This is a genomic window from Mahella australiensis 50-1 BON (assembly GCF_000213255.1).
GTDB lineage: Bacteria > Bacillota > Clostridia > Mahellales > Mahellaceae > Mahella > Mahella australiensis.
The window spans coordinates 410075-424561 of sequence record NC_015520.1 but is presented as its reverse complement, the minus strand read 5'-3'; the positions used below and the strand labels follow the sequence as shown (position 1 = coordinate 424561).

12 protein-coding genes are annotated in these 14487 nt (G+C 44.1%); 1 reads left to right on the top strand and 11 read right to left on the bottom strand.

Going from position 1 to position 14487, the window contains the following annotated elements; all coding sequences use genetic code 11:
• Positions 1-93 precede the first annotated feature (93 nt).
• From MAHAU_RS01895 to MAHAU_RS01885, 3 genes are all read right to left on the bottom strand, one after another.
• The gene (locus tag MAHAU_RS01895) at positions 94-1473 is read right to left on the bottom strand and encodes an ATP-binding protein (RefSeq protein WP_013780033.1); all 1380 of its coding nucleotides are present in this window, start codon (positions 1471-1473) and stop codon (positions 94-96) included.
• Between the two features lie 42 nt (positions 1474-1515).
• A complete protein-coding gene (locus tag MAHAU_RS01890; RefSeq protein WP_013780032.1) occupies positions 1516-1929 on the bottom strand; it encodes a hypothetical protein in 414 nt (137 codons plus the stop codon).
• Positions 1930-2003: 74 nt separating this feature from the next.
• Positions 2004-2645 carry a V-type ATP synthase subunit I domain-containing protein gene (locus MAHAU_RS01885; RefSeq protein WP_013780031.1) on the bottom strand — a complete coding sequence of 214 codons (642 nt, stop codon included), beginning with the start codon at positions 2643-2645 and terminating at the stop codon, positions 2004-2006.
• Between the two features lie 465 nt (positions 2646-3110).
• Here MAHAU_RS01885 and MAHAU_RS01880 point away from each other — a divergent pair, with 465 nt between their 5' ends.
• On the top strand, positions 3111-4610 hold the full coding sequence (locus MAHAU_RS01880; RefSeq protein WP_013780029.1) for an L-fucose/L-arabinose isomerase family protein: 1500 nt from the start codon (positions 3111-3113) through the stop codon (positions 4608-4610).
• 42 nt (positions 4611-4652) lie between these two features.
• Here the strand turns inward: MAHAU_RS01880 and MAHAU_RS01875 are convergent, their stop codons facing one another.
• The 8 genes from MAHAU_RS01875 to MAHAU_RS01840 form a co-directional block, all read right to left on the bottom strand.
• Complete coding sequence (locus MAHAU_RS01875) at positions 4653-5765, bottom strand: NAD(P)H-dependent flavin oxidoreductase (protein WP_013780028.1); 1113 nt, start codon at positions 5763-5765, stop codon at positions 4653-4655.
• 431 nt (positions 5766-6196) lie between these two features.
• Positions 6197-7381, bottom strand: coding sequence for an aminotransferase class I/II-fold pyridoxal phosphate-dependent enzyme (locus tag MAHAU_RS01870; RefSeq protein WP_013780027.1), 1185 nt, complete (start codon positions 7379-7381; stop codon positions 6197-6199).
• On the bottom strand, positions 7378-7869 hold the full coding sequence (locus MAHAU_RS01865; protein ID WP_013780026.1) for an Lrp/AsnC family transcriptional regulator: 492 nt from the start codon (positions 7867-7869) through the stop codon (positions 7378-7380). The genes MAHAU_RS01870 and MAHAU_RS01865 overlap by 4 nt, the downstream gene beginning before the upstream one ends.
• A 123-nt stretch (positions 7870-7992) precedes the next feature.
• Positions 7993-9432: a VanW family protein gene (locus MAHAU_RS01860; RefSeq protein ID WP_013780025.1), complete on the bottom strand. Its 1440-nt coding sequence runs from the start codon at positions 9430-9432 to the stop codon at positions 7993-7995.
• A 122-nt stretch (positions 9433-9554) separates the two neighbouring features.
• A complete protein-coding gene (locus MAHAU_RS01855; RefSeq protein ID WP_013780024.1) occupies positions 9555-10289 on the bottom strand; it encodes a PRC-barrel domain-containing protein in 735 nt (244 codons plus the stop codon).
• Positions 10286-10942: a redox-sensing transcriptional repressor Rex gene (locus MAHAU_RS01850; protein ID WP_013780023.1), complete on the bottom strand. Its 657-nt coding sequence runs from the start codon at positions 10940-10942 to the stop codon at positions 10286-10288. The genes MAHAU_RS01855 and MAHAU_RS01850 overlap by 4 nt, the downstream gene beginning before the upstream one ends.
• A gap of 222 nt (positions 10943-11164) precedes the next feature.
• Positions 11165-13393, bottom strand: a complete 2229-nt coding sequence (locus MAHAU_RS01845) for a SpoIID/LytB domain-containing protein (protein ID WP_013780022.1) — start codon at positions 13391-13393, stop codon at positions 11165-11167.
• 72 nt (positions 13394-13465) lie between these two features.
• Complete coding sequence (locus MAHAU_RS01840) at positions 13466-14485, bottom strand: zinc-dependent alcohol dehydrogenase family protein (protein ID WP_013780021.1); 1020 nt, start codon at positions 14483-14485, stop codon at positions 13466-13468.
• Positions 14486-14487 lie beyond the last annotated feature (2 nt).

Genomic DNA, 14487 nt, shown 5'->3' with positions numbered 1-14487 from the left:
GTTCAGTGCAGTTTGCATAGGCGAAGGCAACGATTAGCCTCAAGGCAATTTTACGGAGGACATAGCTTAATATATGTGCCCTGCTATGCAACGTTATGCCTTATGTGCCAACAGATACGTTATAAACTGAGCAGCCGTACGTCCGGAACGTCCATTATGTTTGGCCTGCCACTGCAGCGCCATGCTGTGCAATTCACCGATATTCATCTCAATGCCATGTTGACGAGCCAAGCCATCCACTATCTCAAGATATTCCTCCTGATCCGGCTGTAGAAATGTCACCACAATGCCGAAGCGGTCGGCCAAAGACAATTTCTCCTGCCTGGTATCGCCCTCATGCAGCTCGTCGCTACCTATCCTGTCGCTGAAGTATTCCTTTACCAGATGACGGCGGTTGGATGTGGCAAATATAACAACATTATCCGGTCTAGCCTCTATGCCGCCTTCCAATACGGCCTTTAACCCTGTATAAGCCGATTCATCAGCGTCAAATGCCAAATCATCGACAAACAGTATAAACCGTTGCTTGAACGGCCTGACAGTATCAAGTATATCATAAAAATCATTCAGGTTATCGCGCGATACCTCTATAAGCCGTAAACCATCTTTGCCATAACGATGTATAAGCGCTTTTACAGTGGAAGACTTGCCTGTACCTCTGTCACCATACAATAACATATTATTGGCAGGGTAACCGGCCACAAATCTTTCGGTATTATCTATGACCTGCTTGCGCTGTACATCATACCCTATAAGGTTATCCAATCGTATGGGATCGGGCTTGGCCACGCCTGTTAAATAACCCGCATATCCTGCGCGACTTCCAACCCATCTGAATGTGAGATATTTATTGAGAATGCTTATCCCCATCTTTTTATAAAACTCAGCTAGAGCATCTATCATATCGGACCAACAAGCGCTATCCGCTATGCGCCGTTTTATCGATATGCGTTGGTTTTGCAGCCACTGTAAGCTGTCATCTGCTTGATTTGGCTGCTCATCTTTACGTGAATAGCCTGGATTATATAGTATATCCCACCCAGGCCAATGCTGTGCCACCATGCCCGTCCTCATGCCTATATTTTGCTTTAATACATCGCTGTCTATACTGCATAATGTCTGCAAGTATTGCATATCGCTCTTAACCGCCTGCTGTATTGCGTATGGTATATCGGCATTATCCTCCATGCTCTGGCAATATTTACTGAAAGCATTTTCATCATTTAGCACAAGATCTAGTATATGGTCTTTCCACGGATTGACGCCGTCACCGCTTTGAATGGACAATAAATCGTGAACCAGCCAATGATAAGCGTTGACTATATCATACGGCATAGACGACTCGTCATCTATCATCTCCAATAAATCAAGAAAACTTCTGACCGTTTCATCTTCCGTTATGCTTTTATAGACCGTTAATCCCGCCGCTGCCAGCCTGGCATTGCGTACATCATATATATATTCGTTGTTCATAGTCTCCCTTTACTTATTACCATTTCATATATTACAGCACCGTTATGACTCTTTAGCTTCAAATATGTCTCCTTCAATGCGTTTGGGTTTTGATGCTAGAGCTTCAATTACTTCCTTAGCATCTTGAGTAACAGGGATAAGCGATTCTCCTTCAATGCGAGCATCTTTTTTACTGATCAACCAAGCATGTGTATCCCATGAACCATTACGGCGTTTCCCGGCCAAACGAATAATATGCCCCGGTTCACCCACATCATGATTACGGAAGGTAACAAAGTCTTCTTTGGGTCTCACAATAATACGGTAATAATCGCCCTCGCCGCCTTCCCCTGGCTCTGCCCTGTCTTTACCCTCAGGTTGAGCAACAGCTCGCTCACGATGGGACATTTCTTTCCACGCTTCCTGAGCTTTCTTAATATTCTCCTTTGCTGCTTCGACCTGCTTTTTTGTCGCCATAATTATTCACCGCCTTTAAAAAAATTTAGGGAACATACACGCCAGTACAAAAGTAAACTTATAAAAACATTCGCTTATTTCTTCTCTATTTCTTTCTCTATCTCGCTCATTTCATCAGGCGTCAGATCCTCTTCCTTTCGTATCTTCTCCAATTCAGCATTTTTATTTTCTATTTGACTTTCTATATCCTGTATTTCATCTATAATATGCTCTAGCTCATAAGGCAATACCACATCATATGACTTGAGCTTATAGATCTTTAGGCAAGCCTCACCAAGCTCCACAATCTTATCTTTCCTTGTATTAGTAAGGGTTCCAACTTCGGATTTTATACTGATTATTCTAGAAACCTTACTCGTTTCCTTACCAAATTTTTTAGCAAAGTTAGTGATTACCCCGCTTAAGGATTTGGCTGCCGATGTAATAGTATCGCCTATACCACTTTCTCCCACCTGATCTTCCACTTTATTTTTCGTTTTTTCAGCTTCTTGGCGTAATTCTTCAAGTTTTGATTCTGAATACTTTATTATATCATTAAGTTGAGCTTTTGAATCTTCAGCGGCCTCATCAAGCTTAGATTTGGCGAAGTTTATTACCTCTTCCATGCGCTTGCTTTCATCTTCTAAAGTTTCTCCAACATTTTGCTTGCTCTCCTCCAATTTCGCTTTGGCAAATTCAATTACCTCTTCCACTGCCGACATAGATTTCTTATCCATAATATATTTTCCCCTCTTTTATGCTACCGTTTTTTTGTATTATATCACTTAAATTAGACTTAGGCAAGTATGGTATAAATGTAGCAAACAGGCGCTGTTGCACGTAGGCGACGGTAACGATTAGCCTCAAGACGATTTTGTTACGGCTTAACATATATGTCAAGCCTTATTCCACGTAATGATTGCGTACTTACAACTCGTTTCGCTTGAGCAAGTTAACGCCGGCAATTCGCTACGCAATATTTTAAGGCGTTCTCCGGCTTTATATCACTTGCTCCGCTTTATATCACATATTTCAGTCACATATCACAAATCGAAGAAATATTATTTTACCGTTGCATCACCGCAAAATCGTGGTATAATTTATATATATCCTATAAACGTTACGCTGTATGTTTATGTGTTTTCTGAATACGATTACATACAGTGCAAATAATGTTACTACATAAAAGGAGATGTTGTTTTATGCGTTCCACACCCATTGGCATAGTAATGATGAACGACGCGCGCCCACATGTATATAATCTCAACAACGCCGAAAATATGGCTGTTGTGCATGGCTGGGCCGATGTAATTCGCCAGCGTTTTAAAAACGTCGATGGATCCTCACCGGAAGTAATAACTGCTTCGGAAACCATCACCGGCGTGCGGGTTGCACAGAAAATAGGCGAGGAATTACGCCGAGCCAATTGTCGCCAGGTAATCATGTGCTACAATGTATGGGATTTCCCGTATCTGGTATGGCCCTTCATCAATTCTCTGGGTAGAGATGTACCGATATTAAGCCTTTCTAACAACAATGGCCAGTATCCGGGAAATGTCGGCCTTTTGGCTACCGATGGCGCTTTGCGCCAGGCTGGTATACGCACCCACCGGATAGTAGGTGATATGAATGATCAAAGCACTCAAGATCAGGTACTAGATTGGCTGCGCGCCAGTGAAGCTTATACCACGATGCATAATGAGGTATACGGCATATACGGCGGTCCGTCTATGGGCATGGATACAGGCTATTTTCACCTTGTCCCCAACGTCAAGACATTTGGCACTAATGTATTTTTCGTGGATCAATTGCTGTTGCTTAAAAAGATGGAGAAAGAGGTCGATGAGGCTGAGGTTGAGAAGGGCTTCAAATGGTTTAACGACCTCTTAGGCGATCGTATATTGTATGATGGCCATATGCTGACGCCGGAAACATTGAAAACACAGATACGCCTTTACCTGGCCATGAAGCTGGTGAATGAAGAGGAAGGTTTCGATTTTTGCGGGCTTAAAGGCCAAAGAGAGCTTACTGAAAACGTATGCCTGGGCGATATAGCCGAGATGCTGATGAACGATCCGTACGATTGGAACGGCTCGAAAGAGCCTATGGTATGTGCCACTGAGGGGGATTCATATGCAGCTATGACAATGCAGCTTTTAAAATATATAAGCGGTGGCCTGCCCACATTATTCATGGATGTGCGTTTATATCATCCTGAATTGGATATTTGGGATTGGTGTAATTCAGGCAATCACTCTAGCTATTATGCCAACTACAGCATGAATGCCGCTGATAACTTTAAGAAGCTGACATTGCATCCGGCGCTTGAGTTCTACTTCAAAGCCGGCGGAGCATCTGTGGCATTCGACGCCGGACCCGCTCAGATGACATTTGCGCGATTGGGCTTATGGGATGACAAACCATTTATGGTTATAATGGCTGGAGAGAATGTAGAACTTCCTGCCGAGCAACGCAAAGCTATAAATGCTCAAACTGATCCCACCTGGCCGCACGTCCATGCACGTGTGCACGGCAATTTCCAGGAATTTTTGAATGTATTCCCCGCTAATCATGTTCTGGGTGTAAAAGGCAACTATGTACGCGCCTTAAACTATCTATGCGAGATCATAGGCATTCCGTCTATAATACTTGGACCGGAAGGCCAGCAACGTTTAAAGCCTATATGGGAGATGATGAATTAATAAAGCCGGGCCCAGGCCCGGCTTTATTAATTTACTCAGATTTTATACTGTATTGCTCTCGATAAGCTTTGCCATTTCATCCAGCGCTGCCTCCGCCGATTCCACCAGCTCGTTTATGAGCTCTTTTACCGATACTATGCGGTCTATCCTATATACATTGGCCCCCGCAAAAGCAAAACCATTATCCAAATCACCCTGCCTGGCATTTAATAATGCATCGGCTATGCAATATGGCGACGCTTTTGGATCACATGTCTTTAAACAATTGTACTGGCAGCGTATGGGTTTCTTTATGCCCATAGCCACATCATCCAGAAATTTATTCCTAATAGCCCTGCCCACAAGCCCCACTGGACTTTGTATATATATTATGTCCTCTTTTTTTGCATTTACATAAGCCATCTTAAATCGTTCATCAGCATCACATTCATCAGTCGCCACAAAACGCGTGGCCATCTGCACGCCATCCAATCCTTTAGCCAGCACTCGTGCTATATCATTTCCGTCATATATACCACCAGCCACCACTACCGGTATATGCTTATCATATTTTTGTTCAAATGGCACAAGGTTTTTCTTTACGTCCAATGCAATATCTTCCACATCAATATCATCAATATTATCCAGCTGTTTGGCAGAATAACCAAGATGTCCACCTGCTAAAGGACCCTCGACAACTATAGCGTCAGGTACAACGCTATATTTATTATCCCAATTTTTACATATAAGTACCGCAGCTCTGGCCGATGATACTATAGGAACAGCCTTGGTATCAGTGCCTTTTGTGACCTCGGGCAGGCGCATTGGCAGACCTGCTCCCGCAAATATTATGTCTATACCCTCTTCCACTGCAGCTTTAGCCAGTTCAGCAAAGTTGGTCATAGCAGACAAAAGATTTAACCCTATTATTCCATCAGGGCTGTACTCTCGCGCCTTGCGTATCTCTTCTTTAAGGCCTTTTATCGATGAAGCACGATAATGCAACCTAAAATCGGGCTCACGAAATCCTACTGCAGTACCCGATATGACGCCTATGCCGCCCTCATTAGCTACAGCCGACGCCAATCCTGACAGCGATATACCAACGCCCATTCCACCCTGTATAATCGGTATCCTGGCTATTAAATTTCCTATCCTCAGTTTGGGTAATTTCATAAACATTTCCTTTTCAAAAAATAAACTTTTGTACATTATACCATGTGGTTATACACCTAGCAATAGCAATTATGAAGCTTTCCACACCTCGCATATTACATAGTGATTATTCAGTGTTATTTGCATAGGGGAAGGTAACTATTAGCCTCAAGACGATTTTGTGAAGGATATCTGGTGAAACTTAGCGAAGTGTAGGATAAGAATTTCCCAGCGCAACGAAATATCTAAACAATGCTAAAGACGATCCCGCCCTAGAATAACAAGATAACGAGGGATTATCGGCGCTTTGGAAATTCCCGAAACGAGCTTTAGTTTCACCAGATATCCGGAACACATGAGCCGGAGGCTAATCAGTTACCACGCCTGTGGGATAACTGAACAGTCATGTCACATACGAATGATAGTATTTTATACAATATATGTTTTCAAATTTAACGCACATATTTTTCAGCAAATGCTTTGATGCGCTTTAACGCTTCTGTCAACGCATCTATAGAATAAGCATAGGAACAACGTATGAAACCTTCTCCACTAGCACCGAAAGCATTACCCGGTACAACAGCCACCTTTTGTTCCTGCAACAGCCTTTCGCAAAATTCATCGCTGCTCATACCAGTACGCTGTATAGACGGAAACACGTAAAACGCGCCTCTGGGCTCAAAGCACTCTAACCCCATATCATTAAAGCTTTTAACCATAAGTCTCCGCCGCCTGTCATACTCCCTATGCATGCGTTTTATATCTTCATAGCCATCATTATAACCGGCCCGCAGCGCTTCTGTTGCGGCTATTTGGCTCATAATAGGTGCGCAGAGCATGGTGTATTGATGTATCTTGACCATAGCTGCTATTATATCCTTATGCCCGGCCGCATAGCCGACACGCCATCCCGTCATAGCAAAAGCCTTGGAAAATCCACTTATAACTACCGTTCTTTCTTCCATACCCGGCAAAGACGCTATGCTGACATGCGTTGTATCGCCATATGTAAGTTCTGCATATATCTCATCCGATAATACGAGTATATCAGTATCCTTCAATGCATCAGCTATAGCCTCAAGATCGGAACGCAGCATTATTCCCCCGGTAGGATTATTAGGATAAGGCAGTATAAGCGCTTTGGTACGGGGCGTTATAGTCTCCCGCAATGCCTGTGCTGTAAGACGGAACTCATCCTCAGCCTTGGTCACTATGGGCACCACGCGACCGCCCGCCATCTCCACACAAGGCATATAAGACACATAGGAGGGCTCAGGAACCAATACCTCATCGTCTGTGGTCACTATCGCTCTCAATGCCAGGTCTATAGCCTCGCTGGCCCCTACAGTAACGATTATCTGGTCCTCAGGGCTATAAGTGACGTTAAAGCGATGGGATAGGTAACGCGCGATCTCTCTGCGCAGGCTAGGTAATCCCCAGTTGGATGTATAATGCGTGTAACCCTCTTCCAAAGAATGTATGCTGGCCTCTCTTATATGCCATGGCGTTATAAAGTCCGGTTCACCTACACCCAAGGATACTGCTCCTTCGATCTCGTCTACCAAATCGAAAAAACGCCTTATACCTGAAGGTGGCATATCTCTGATAACCGGAGATATCATATCCTTTATATTCACGGACTCACCGCCAGTCTGTGATCCTGTTCGTGATCTTCCAGTATGATACCTTCAACTTTATATTTCTTCAATATAAAGTGTGTTGCTGTACTCAGCACCGACTCCAGCGGCGATAATCTCTCAGCTACAAAATAGGCAATATCCTTCATGGTCTTACCTTCTACCGTAACTGCCAAATCGTAATCGCCAGACATCAAATATACTGATTGCACTTCGGGAAAACGATAGATGCGTTCGGCTATCACGTCAAATCCTTGATCCCTCTGAGGCACTACCTTAACCTCTATAAGTGCCGTAACGAACTCCCTATCGGTTTTCTCCCAATTTATGATAGTATTATATTTCACTATCACGCCTCGATCTTCCAATGCTTTTATAGTAGCCTCTACATCTTTTACATCAACATCGAGCATAGCTGATATTTGCTCAGCAGTAACCCTATGATCATCAGATAGAATTTCCAAGATATTATTTTCTAATTCAGTCATATATGCGGCGAAATGCCTGCACCACCTTTCTGAATGATAGCTTTCTATATAATTATATGCCTTATCGCTTACGCTAGCAATTAAAAAATGCCTTCCACTAATCGGAAGGCACAATAAATCTTGTTATTGATCCGTTTCCGGTTGAGGTTGCGGTTTTTCAGGATTATATCGTATAACACCCTGTATAGGCTTATAATAATCTTTAGTTATAACAGTAGATGATAATCTCCTTCCATTTTTATCATACACTATCTTGTATGTCCGTGTGCGATACCCATCGGTGCCCACCACCTCTTCTACCTTCTCGCCTGGCTTTAGCGTCTTATCGACTATCATCTTGGGCGCCGGCGCCGGCACTACATCGTAGATCTCCGAGCGTATAGCTATGCGTTGCCCGTTAGGTAACGGTTCTCCGTATATTCTAACCGTTAATTTACCATTAGCCACCGTACGCTCAAGAAACACCGGTGTTTTGCGGTTGTTCTTAAACTTAAAATCAGCTGCTCCGTAGCTTATAGTAGCATCGCGGCCCAGATCTATATAGGATGTTTGACGAGAATGATGATAGCGTTCTACTATCTCCAAACCCGACATAAGCACGGCATTGTATAGCGTAGATGAGACCTGACATACTCCACCGGCAAGATCATCCTCGATTACTTTACCGCCCTCCTTAAACACTTTAGCATCCCTGTATCCTTTGGCTCGAGTACGCTCACCGGTTGCCTCATTTATCGAGAAAACCTCTCCGGGTTGAACTACCTCTCCGTTAAAAGCACCCGATGCAAGCCTTATATTGGTCACCCTGTCTGGAGTGCTGTTACCAAGTGGAGTAGAGAACTCTGCCACAAGCGATGTAGCCTTTTTTAAGTCATTCACGAAAACCTTTGGCTGTACTTTGTTAACTACCAATTCTATAGGCTCATATCGGTTATTCTTTACTGCCGCCGATAAAGCCTCCATAGCTTTATCAACATCCATTTTGCGTCCGATCCGTTCTTCGGTAAACTTAAAACGATTAGCCGCTGATACATTCGGCGTAAACTTCACGGTAGCGTCCACCGGCTTTATCTCGAGTTCTTTGGCTATTGCCTCTACATCATCTTTAAGCAAAGAAATATCATAGGTAAATGTAGTATGAAATGCTGCCCCTTGTTGCTTTACAGTGTATATTTCCTTTAATCTTTCAATAGCATTGCCTTGTCGGCCTACAGCATAAGCCTTTTCGATCTGTTGTTCCACATCATAACTGGCCGCTATATCTTTATAATCAAACCCCCATGATTTATCCTGATATTGTAATTGAAGCTTTATCTTGTCTAAGTCAGCTTGTCTTGCCTGACCTATGATCGCCATAGCTTGATCCTTTGTCATACCCGTCAGGTCTATCCCATCTACGCTGACATTCCAATAAAACGTTTGAGCATCCAGTATTCCCTTTATATTGGCCATACCTATGCCGGCCGCGGCACCGGCAATTACAAGCAAAACAAATACTATAATCCACCATATTATCCACGTTTTTTTCTTGTGAACGGGAACACTCGAAGCCTGTACGGACATATAGTTTCCTCCCACCTATGTTTCATGGTTCATATATAAATGATAATTTATAGAATAGAAAAAGTAAAGAAAATATGTGAAATTTAATACATTTATAACATCTGTAAAAAAAGCTTAACATTTCATGGCCTGCTATTCATGGTAAGTTCTACTAGTTTGCCCGCTTGGGCAGCAATCTCTATAATTTCTTCATCCAGCATCGTATCCTTGGATATTATTATCTTGCCATCCATATCATTTATATCTTTTGTAACGCGTCTACCTATTAAAAAAGCTTTCTGACGCTCTATAAAGACATTTTTATATTGTTCTTTCCCATCAGAAGCAGCGGCTTCCTGCCCGATTTCAACCTCCGGCTGCCTTTCTTCAGCAGCACTCTCTTCTTCGTGCGGCAACTTTATAACCACAGCCTTGGTTCCATACGTCAATATGTTGTCATCAGGCACAAAATCTGCATCCTCAGTTTCCGATGATGATTGAATCCGGCAGCCCAATAAATGGCCGTTATCCTCATGTACGAAATATTCTTCTACAGTACCTACGATTTTGCCCTTATGCGTCATTACAATCTGACCTAATAAGGGCGGCTCAACTTTAACCAGTCGAACCGCTTCTTCTACCTCAGTTATCTTCTTTATAGCATCGCGGCTTTTTATAACAATGGCATCATCTCCTATACCAAGTATATCGCTTATATCCACTATATTTGCACCAAAGTACCATTGTCCATCATCTACCACTGCAAAACGCACCGCCCTCTTTTGAGGATCTATTAGGAGCTCTTTTATATTGCCAGCTTCAATACCCTCTTGAGCTGATATAACCGGCAACCCTATAATCTGATGGCTCGCTTTCAATCTGGATCACTCCTCAATTCTTTTATCTTATACGAAAGCGTATATAAGCTATCGCTGAGATGGACATTCTCTATTACTACATCGGACGGCACCACTATATCCACAGGAGCGAAGTTCCATATAGCTTTTATACCGTATCTAACCACCATATCGGCCACTTCCTGCGCCTTCGCCCTGGGCGTAGCTATTATGGCTATATCTATTGGATGTTGCTGCACAAATGCTCCAAGCTCATCTATATCGCGGATTTCAATACCCCTTATAGCCAGCCCTATTAACCGCGGGTTTATATCAAATAACGCTTGCAATATAAAACCATCCTTCTCGAAATCGGTATAATTGGCTATAGCCTGGCCTATATTCCCAGCTCCTATTATTATAGTATTATATTGCTCATCTAGCCCCAATATTCTTGTCAACTGCTCGTAGAGTTCCTCGACGTTATAACCGTAGCCCTGCTGCCCAAAACCGCCAAAGCAATTAAAATCCTGGCGTATTTGCGAGGCAGTCAGCCCCATCCTTTTGCTCAACTCTGCAGACGATACGCGAGTTACCCCGTTGCGCATAAGCTCGCGTACATATCTGTAGTACCTGGGCAAGCGCCTGACGACCGCATCGGAAACCTTACCTTCCTCCTTAGCCACGATACGCATCCCTGCCTTTGCTAATTTATCACTAATATATGTAAATATTTAGAGTATATTTGCTTCTATTATATATATAATATACCGCTATGTCAACGAAAAATGCCACGAAAGCAGGGTATAGGGTAATCCATAGTTCTGTACATCATAGCTGACTTTTAAATATACTTGCCCGCACAAAAAGAAGACCACAGAATAAGCATTTTCTGTAGTCTTCTTTATCGAACTTTATTATACCACCAGGTATTGCCCGCTGACATAACCTGTTATGCTTCCATACTTTATCTTGTACCAGCTACCGCTTTCACCCAATACTTCTACTTTGGTGCCATTCTTCAAGCTGCCTACCACTTTGTACTGGGTGCCAGCACCGCTGCGTACATTCAGCATCGAGCCTACCTTCACCGTACCTGTCTGACTGCTCGGTGTAGATGGTGGCGTCGGTGTCGGTGCAGGGTTTGTACCGCTAACCACCAGGTACTGCCCGCTGACATAACCTGTTATGCTTCCATACTTTATCTTGTACCAGCTACCGCTTTCACCCAATACTTCTACTTTGGTGCCATTCTTCAAGCTGCCTACCACTTTGTACTGGGTGCCAGCACCGCTGCGTACATTCAGCGTCGAACCTACCTTCACCGTACCTGTCTGTGTAGTCGGCGTTGGCGTGGGTCTATCCTCACCGCGACCCGGTGTACCGTTTTTAACCAGTTGAAAGCTCCCGCATGCATTCGCTTTATTCCCTGCGCTATCTGCAACCTCTACGGTATAATAGTAATTGCCTTCGTTCATCGACGCACCATCCCAGCGCACGTTGTTGGTACCAGCTTTCTGTGATACACCGTTCGCAGCCACAGCAACCTGCCGTTTGGCGCTGTCCCATATTTTAACCGTAACGTTGGCATCACGGCTAATACTGTATGATATTATCAAATCCCCGGCATTGGCGTTATAAGGATCGGGTATATCCGATACACCGCTTATAGATATCGGTTGTACAGGTATAGAATAAGTAACACGACCGACTACCGGATAATAGAAATTCAGTATATCGGTATACTTCTCCCCGGCCTTGGCTCTATGCATAGCGCCATACTGACTCATACCCCTGCCATGGCCATAACCCTTGCCCGCGATAATATAGCCATTGCCGTCTTTGGTAAAGCTACTTATAAGATAGCTCTTTATTCTGTTTGCTCCAAAAGCCGTGCGCATTTGTGTCACTGTAAAGCTAAGCGTTTCCTTGCTTACTTTTAACACAGTCACCGGCTGAGGTATCTGTCCTTCTGGCAACGGATTATTTGGATCCTGTGGCGGCACAACAGTTTCTAAATCGTATGCTTTTGTTTTAGCATCTCTCGCAAGAAATTTCACAGTCATCGTAACAGAGCTGTTCGCCTCTAATCGCTGGCCCGCCGTACGCTTGCTTAGATCCATGGTCATATCGGTTATCTCGGTTATGCGTATATCTTTGCCGGGACACTTTGATGCCAGCAATGATTTTAGACCAGCTATCATAGCCTTCTCATCAGCTCTGGATGCATATGTAGTATTTTCTATGCTGTTCCACCATGCATCGAGCGCAGCGGTATTGTTTTGAGCCAGATATACATTGGCCACATTGATCTGTGCCGGATCTATTTGTGCCTTACTATATGTCACCGCCCACGGACACTCCGTCCACAGCTTTCCTTGCGGATTCCAAAGATCATACGGATCCTGTCTGGCCGCAGAATATGCGCTCTGTTCAACCCATCCGCCGTTGCTGGACGAATACTCCGTCAAAGCAGGGCTACCATCGTACTCTAGCACTATGCCGCGCGTTTCCTCCACTGCCGCATTACTGTTGCTATATGATGAACTGTTCCATATATAGCCTCCATAAACCTGATTAGCAGTGGTATCAAGCACATCGTAGCTGTTAGACGGTTTAAGACAGCGCATGGCATACGTCCTGGCCGCTATAGCTTGAGCCTTCAGTGCCTCTTTACCCCATGACGCGGGCATCTCATACGGTACGACTCCTTTCAGGTAATCCTCCAGCATGAGCTTGTTTATGGGCCTCACATATGCGCCGTCGATACTAAACGTCATAGCACCTATATACGCTTTACCGTTAATATTAATAACATTGTCGGTACCGTAGCGCGCGGGTATAAGCTCAAATGCCGTACCATAGCAGCCCATAAGCGTACTGCCGTCATAAAGGCTCAACTGCCCACTTACCATCTTCACCTCATAGTTATGACCAGGCCGCAATATTAACAACGGATTACCCGCCACGCTGTAACTGCCTTTATCTATTTTCACTGATATCTGCGATCTGTTGCTTATGTAATTGCGCAATTGCACCCTTATCACAGCGGGTTCACTTTTGGCCGCTTCTGCCTGATCGGCTAACGGTAACAACAGTGTAAACGCCAGCAAAATTGATAAAAGCACTGCTGTTATACGTCTCATTTGGTTCTCACCCCCTTTCATTGCCCTATATTATTTATATTCGACAAAAAAATCATTTTCCCTTTAATTTTACTATATTATTACCATAGCCTTTACTCTATCACCACGTTTATCGGGCTTTAAACCTACTTCCATATTATCCAGTGAGTACCGGTGGGTTATAAGCGGCAATACCTCTATGCGACCTTTAGCCAGCAACTCCAGGGCTCTGGCATGCGTATACGGATTTATGAATGAGCCTATCCACTTTATCTCTTTTTGATATATCTCAAAGGGCTTCAACTGTATCTCGGCTGTTTCATCCACCACGCCGAACTGCAATACGGTTCCGCCGTTTTTTACAAGACCAAATGCCTGCCTGGCAGTCTTTGCAAGGCCTGCCGCCTCTATTACGACGTCGGCGCCGTAACGCATCAGGGTCTCCACACGGGCTTTTACATCGCAACCAGTCGGGTCTATGAGCATGTCAAAGCCCAGTCTTTCAGCCAATTGCCTCCGCCCTTGCGAAGGTTCGCTTATTATAATCGATGAAGCTCCGGCCAAACGAGCCAACTGAGCATGTATCAGTCCTATAGCCCCTCCACCGAGTATCACTACGCTGTCACCCGGCTTTATTTGGGCCAAATCTGTGCCATGAAGACAACATGCTAATGGCTCCACCATAGCTCCTACCTCATATGGCATATTAGGCGGCAGTTTATAGGCCTGGCTTTGAGGTACCAAGCAATATTCGGCAAACCCTCCGTTTAATATTACGCCGATATTTTTCAGATTCTCGCACAGATGCACTTTACCCATTCTGCAGTAATGGCAATGCCCGCAGTATATATTTGGATCTATGGCCACGTTATCGCCAACGTCTATATCAGACACGCCATCGCCTATCTCCACCACTCGGCCGGCGAATTCATGGCCCAGTATAGTAGGCGGTTCAACCGCTGACGGTCCCATGCCTCCCGAATATATATGCATATCGGTACCGCATATACCGCACGCTTTAACCTCGACTAATACATGTCCTTCTTTTATCTTAGGTTTTTCCACTTCTTCTACCCGTATATCACCTGTACCATAAAATACAGCTGCTTTCATAA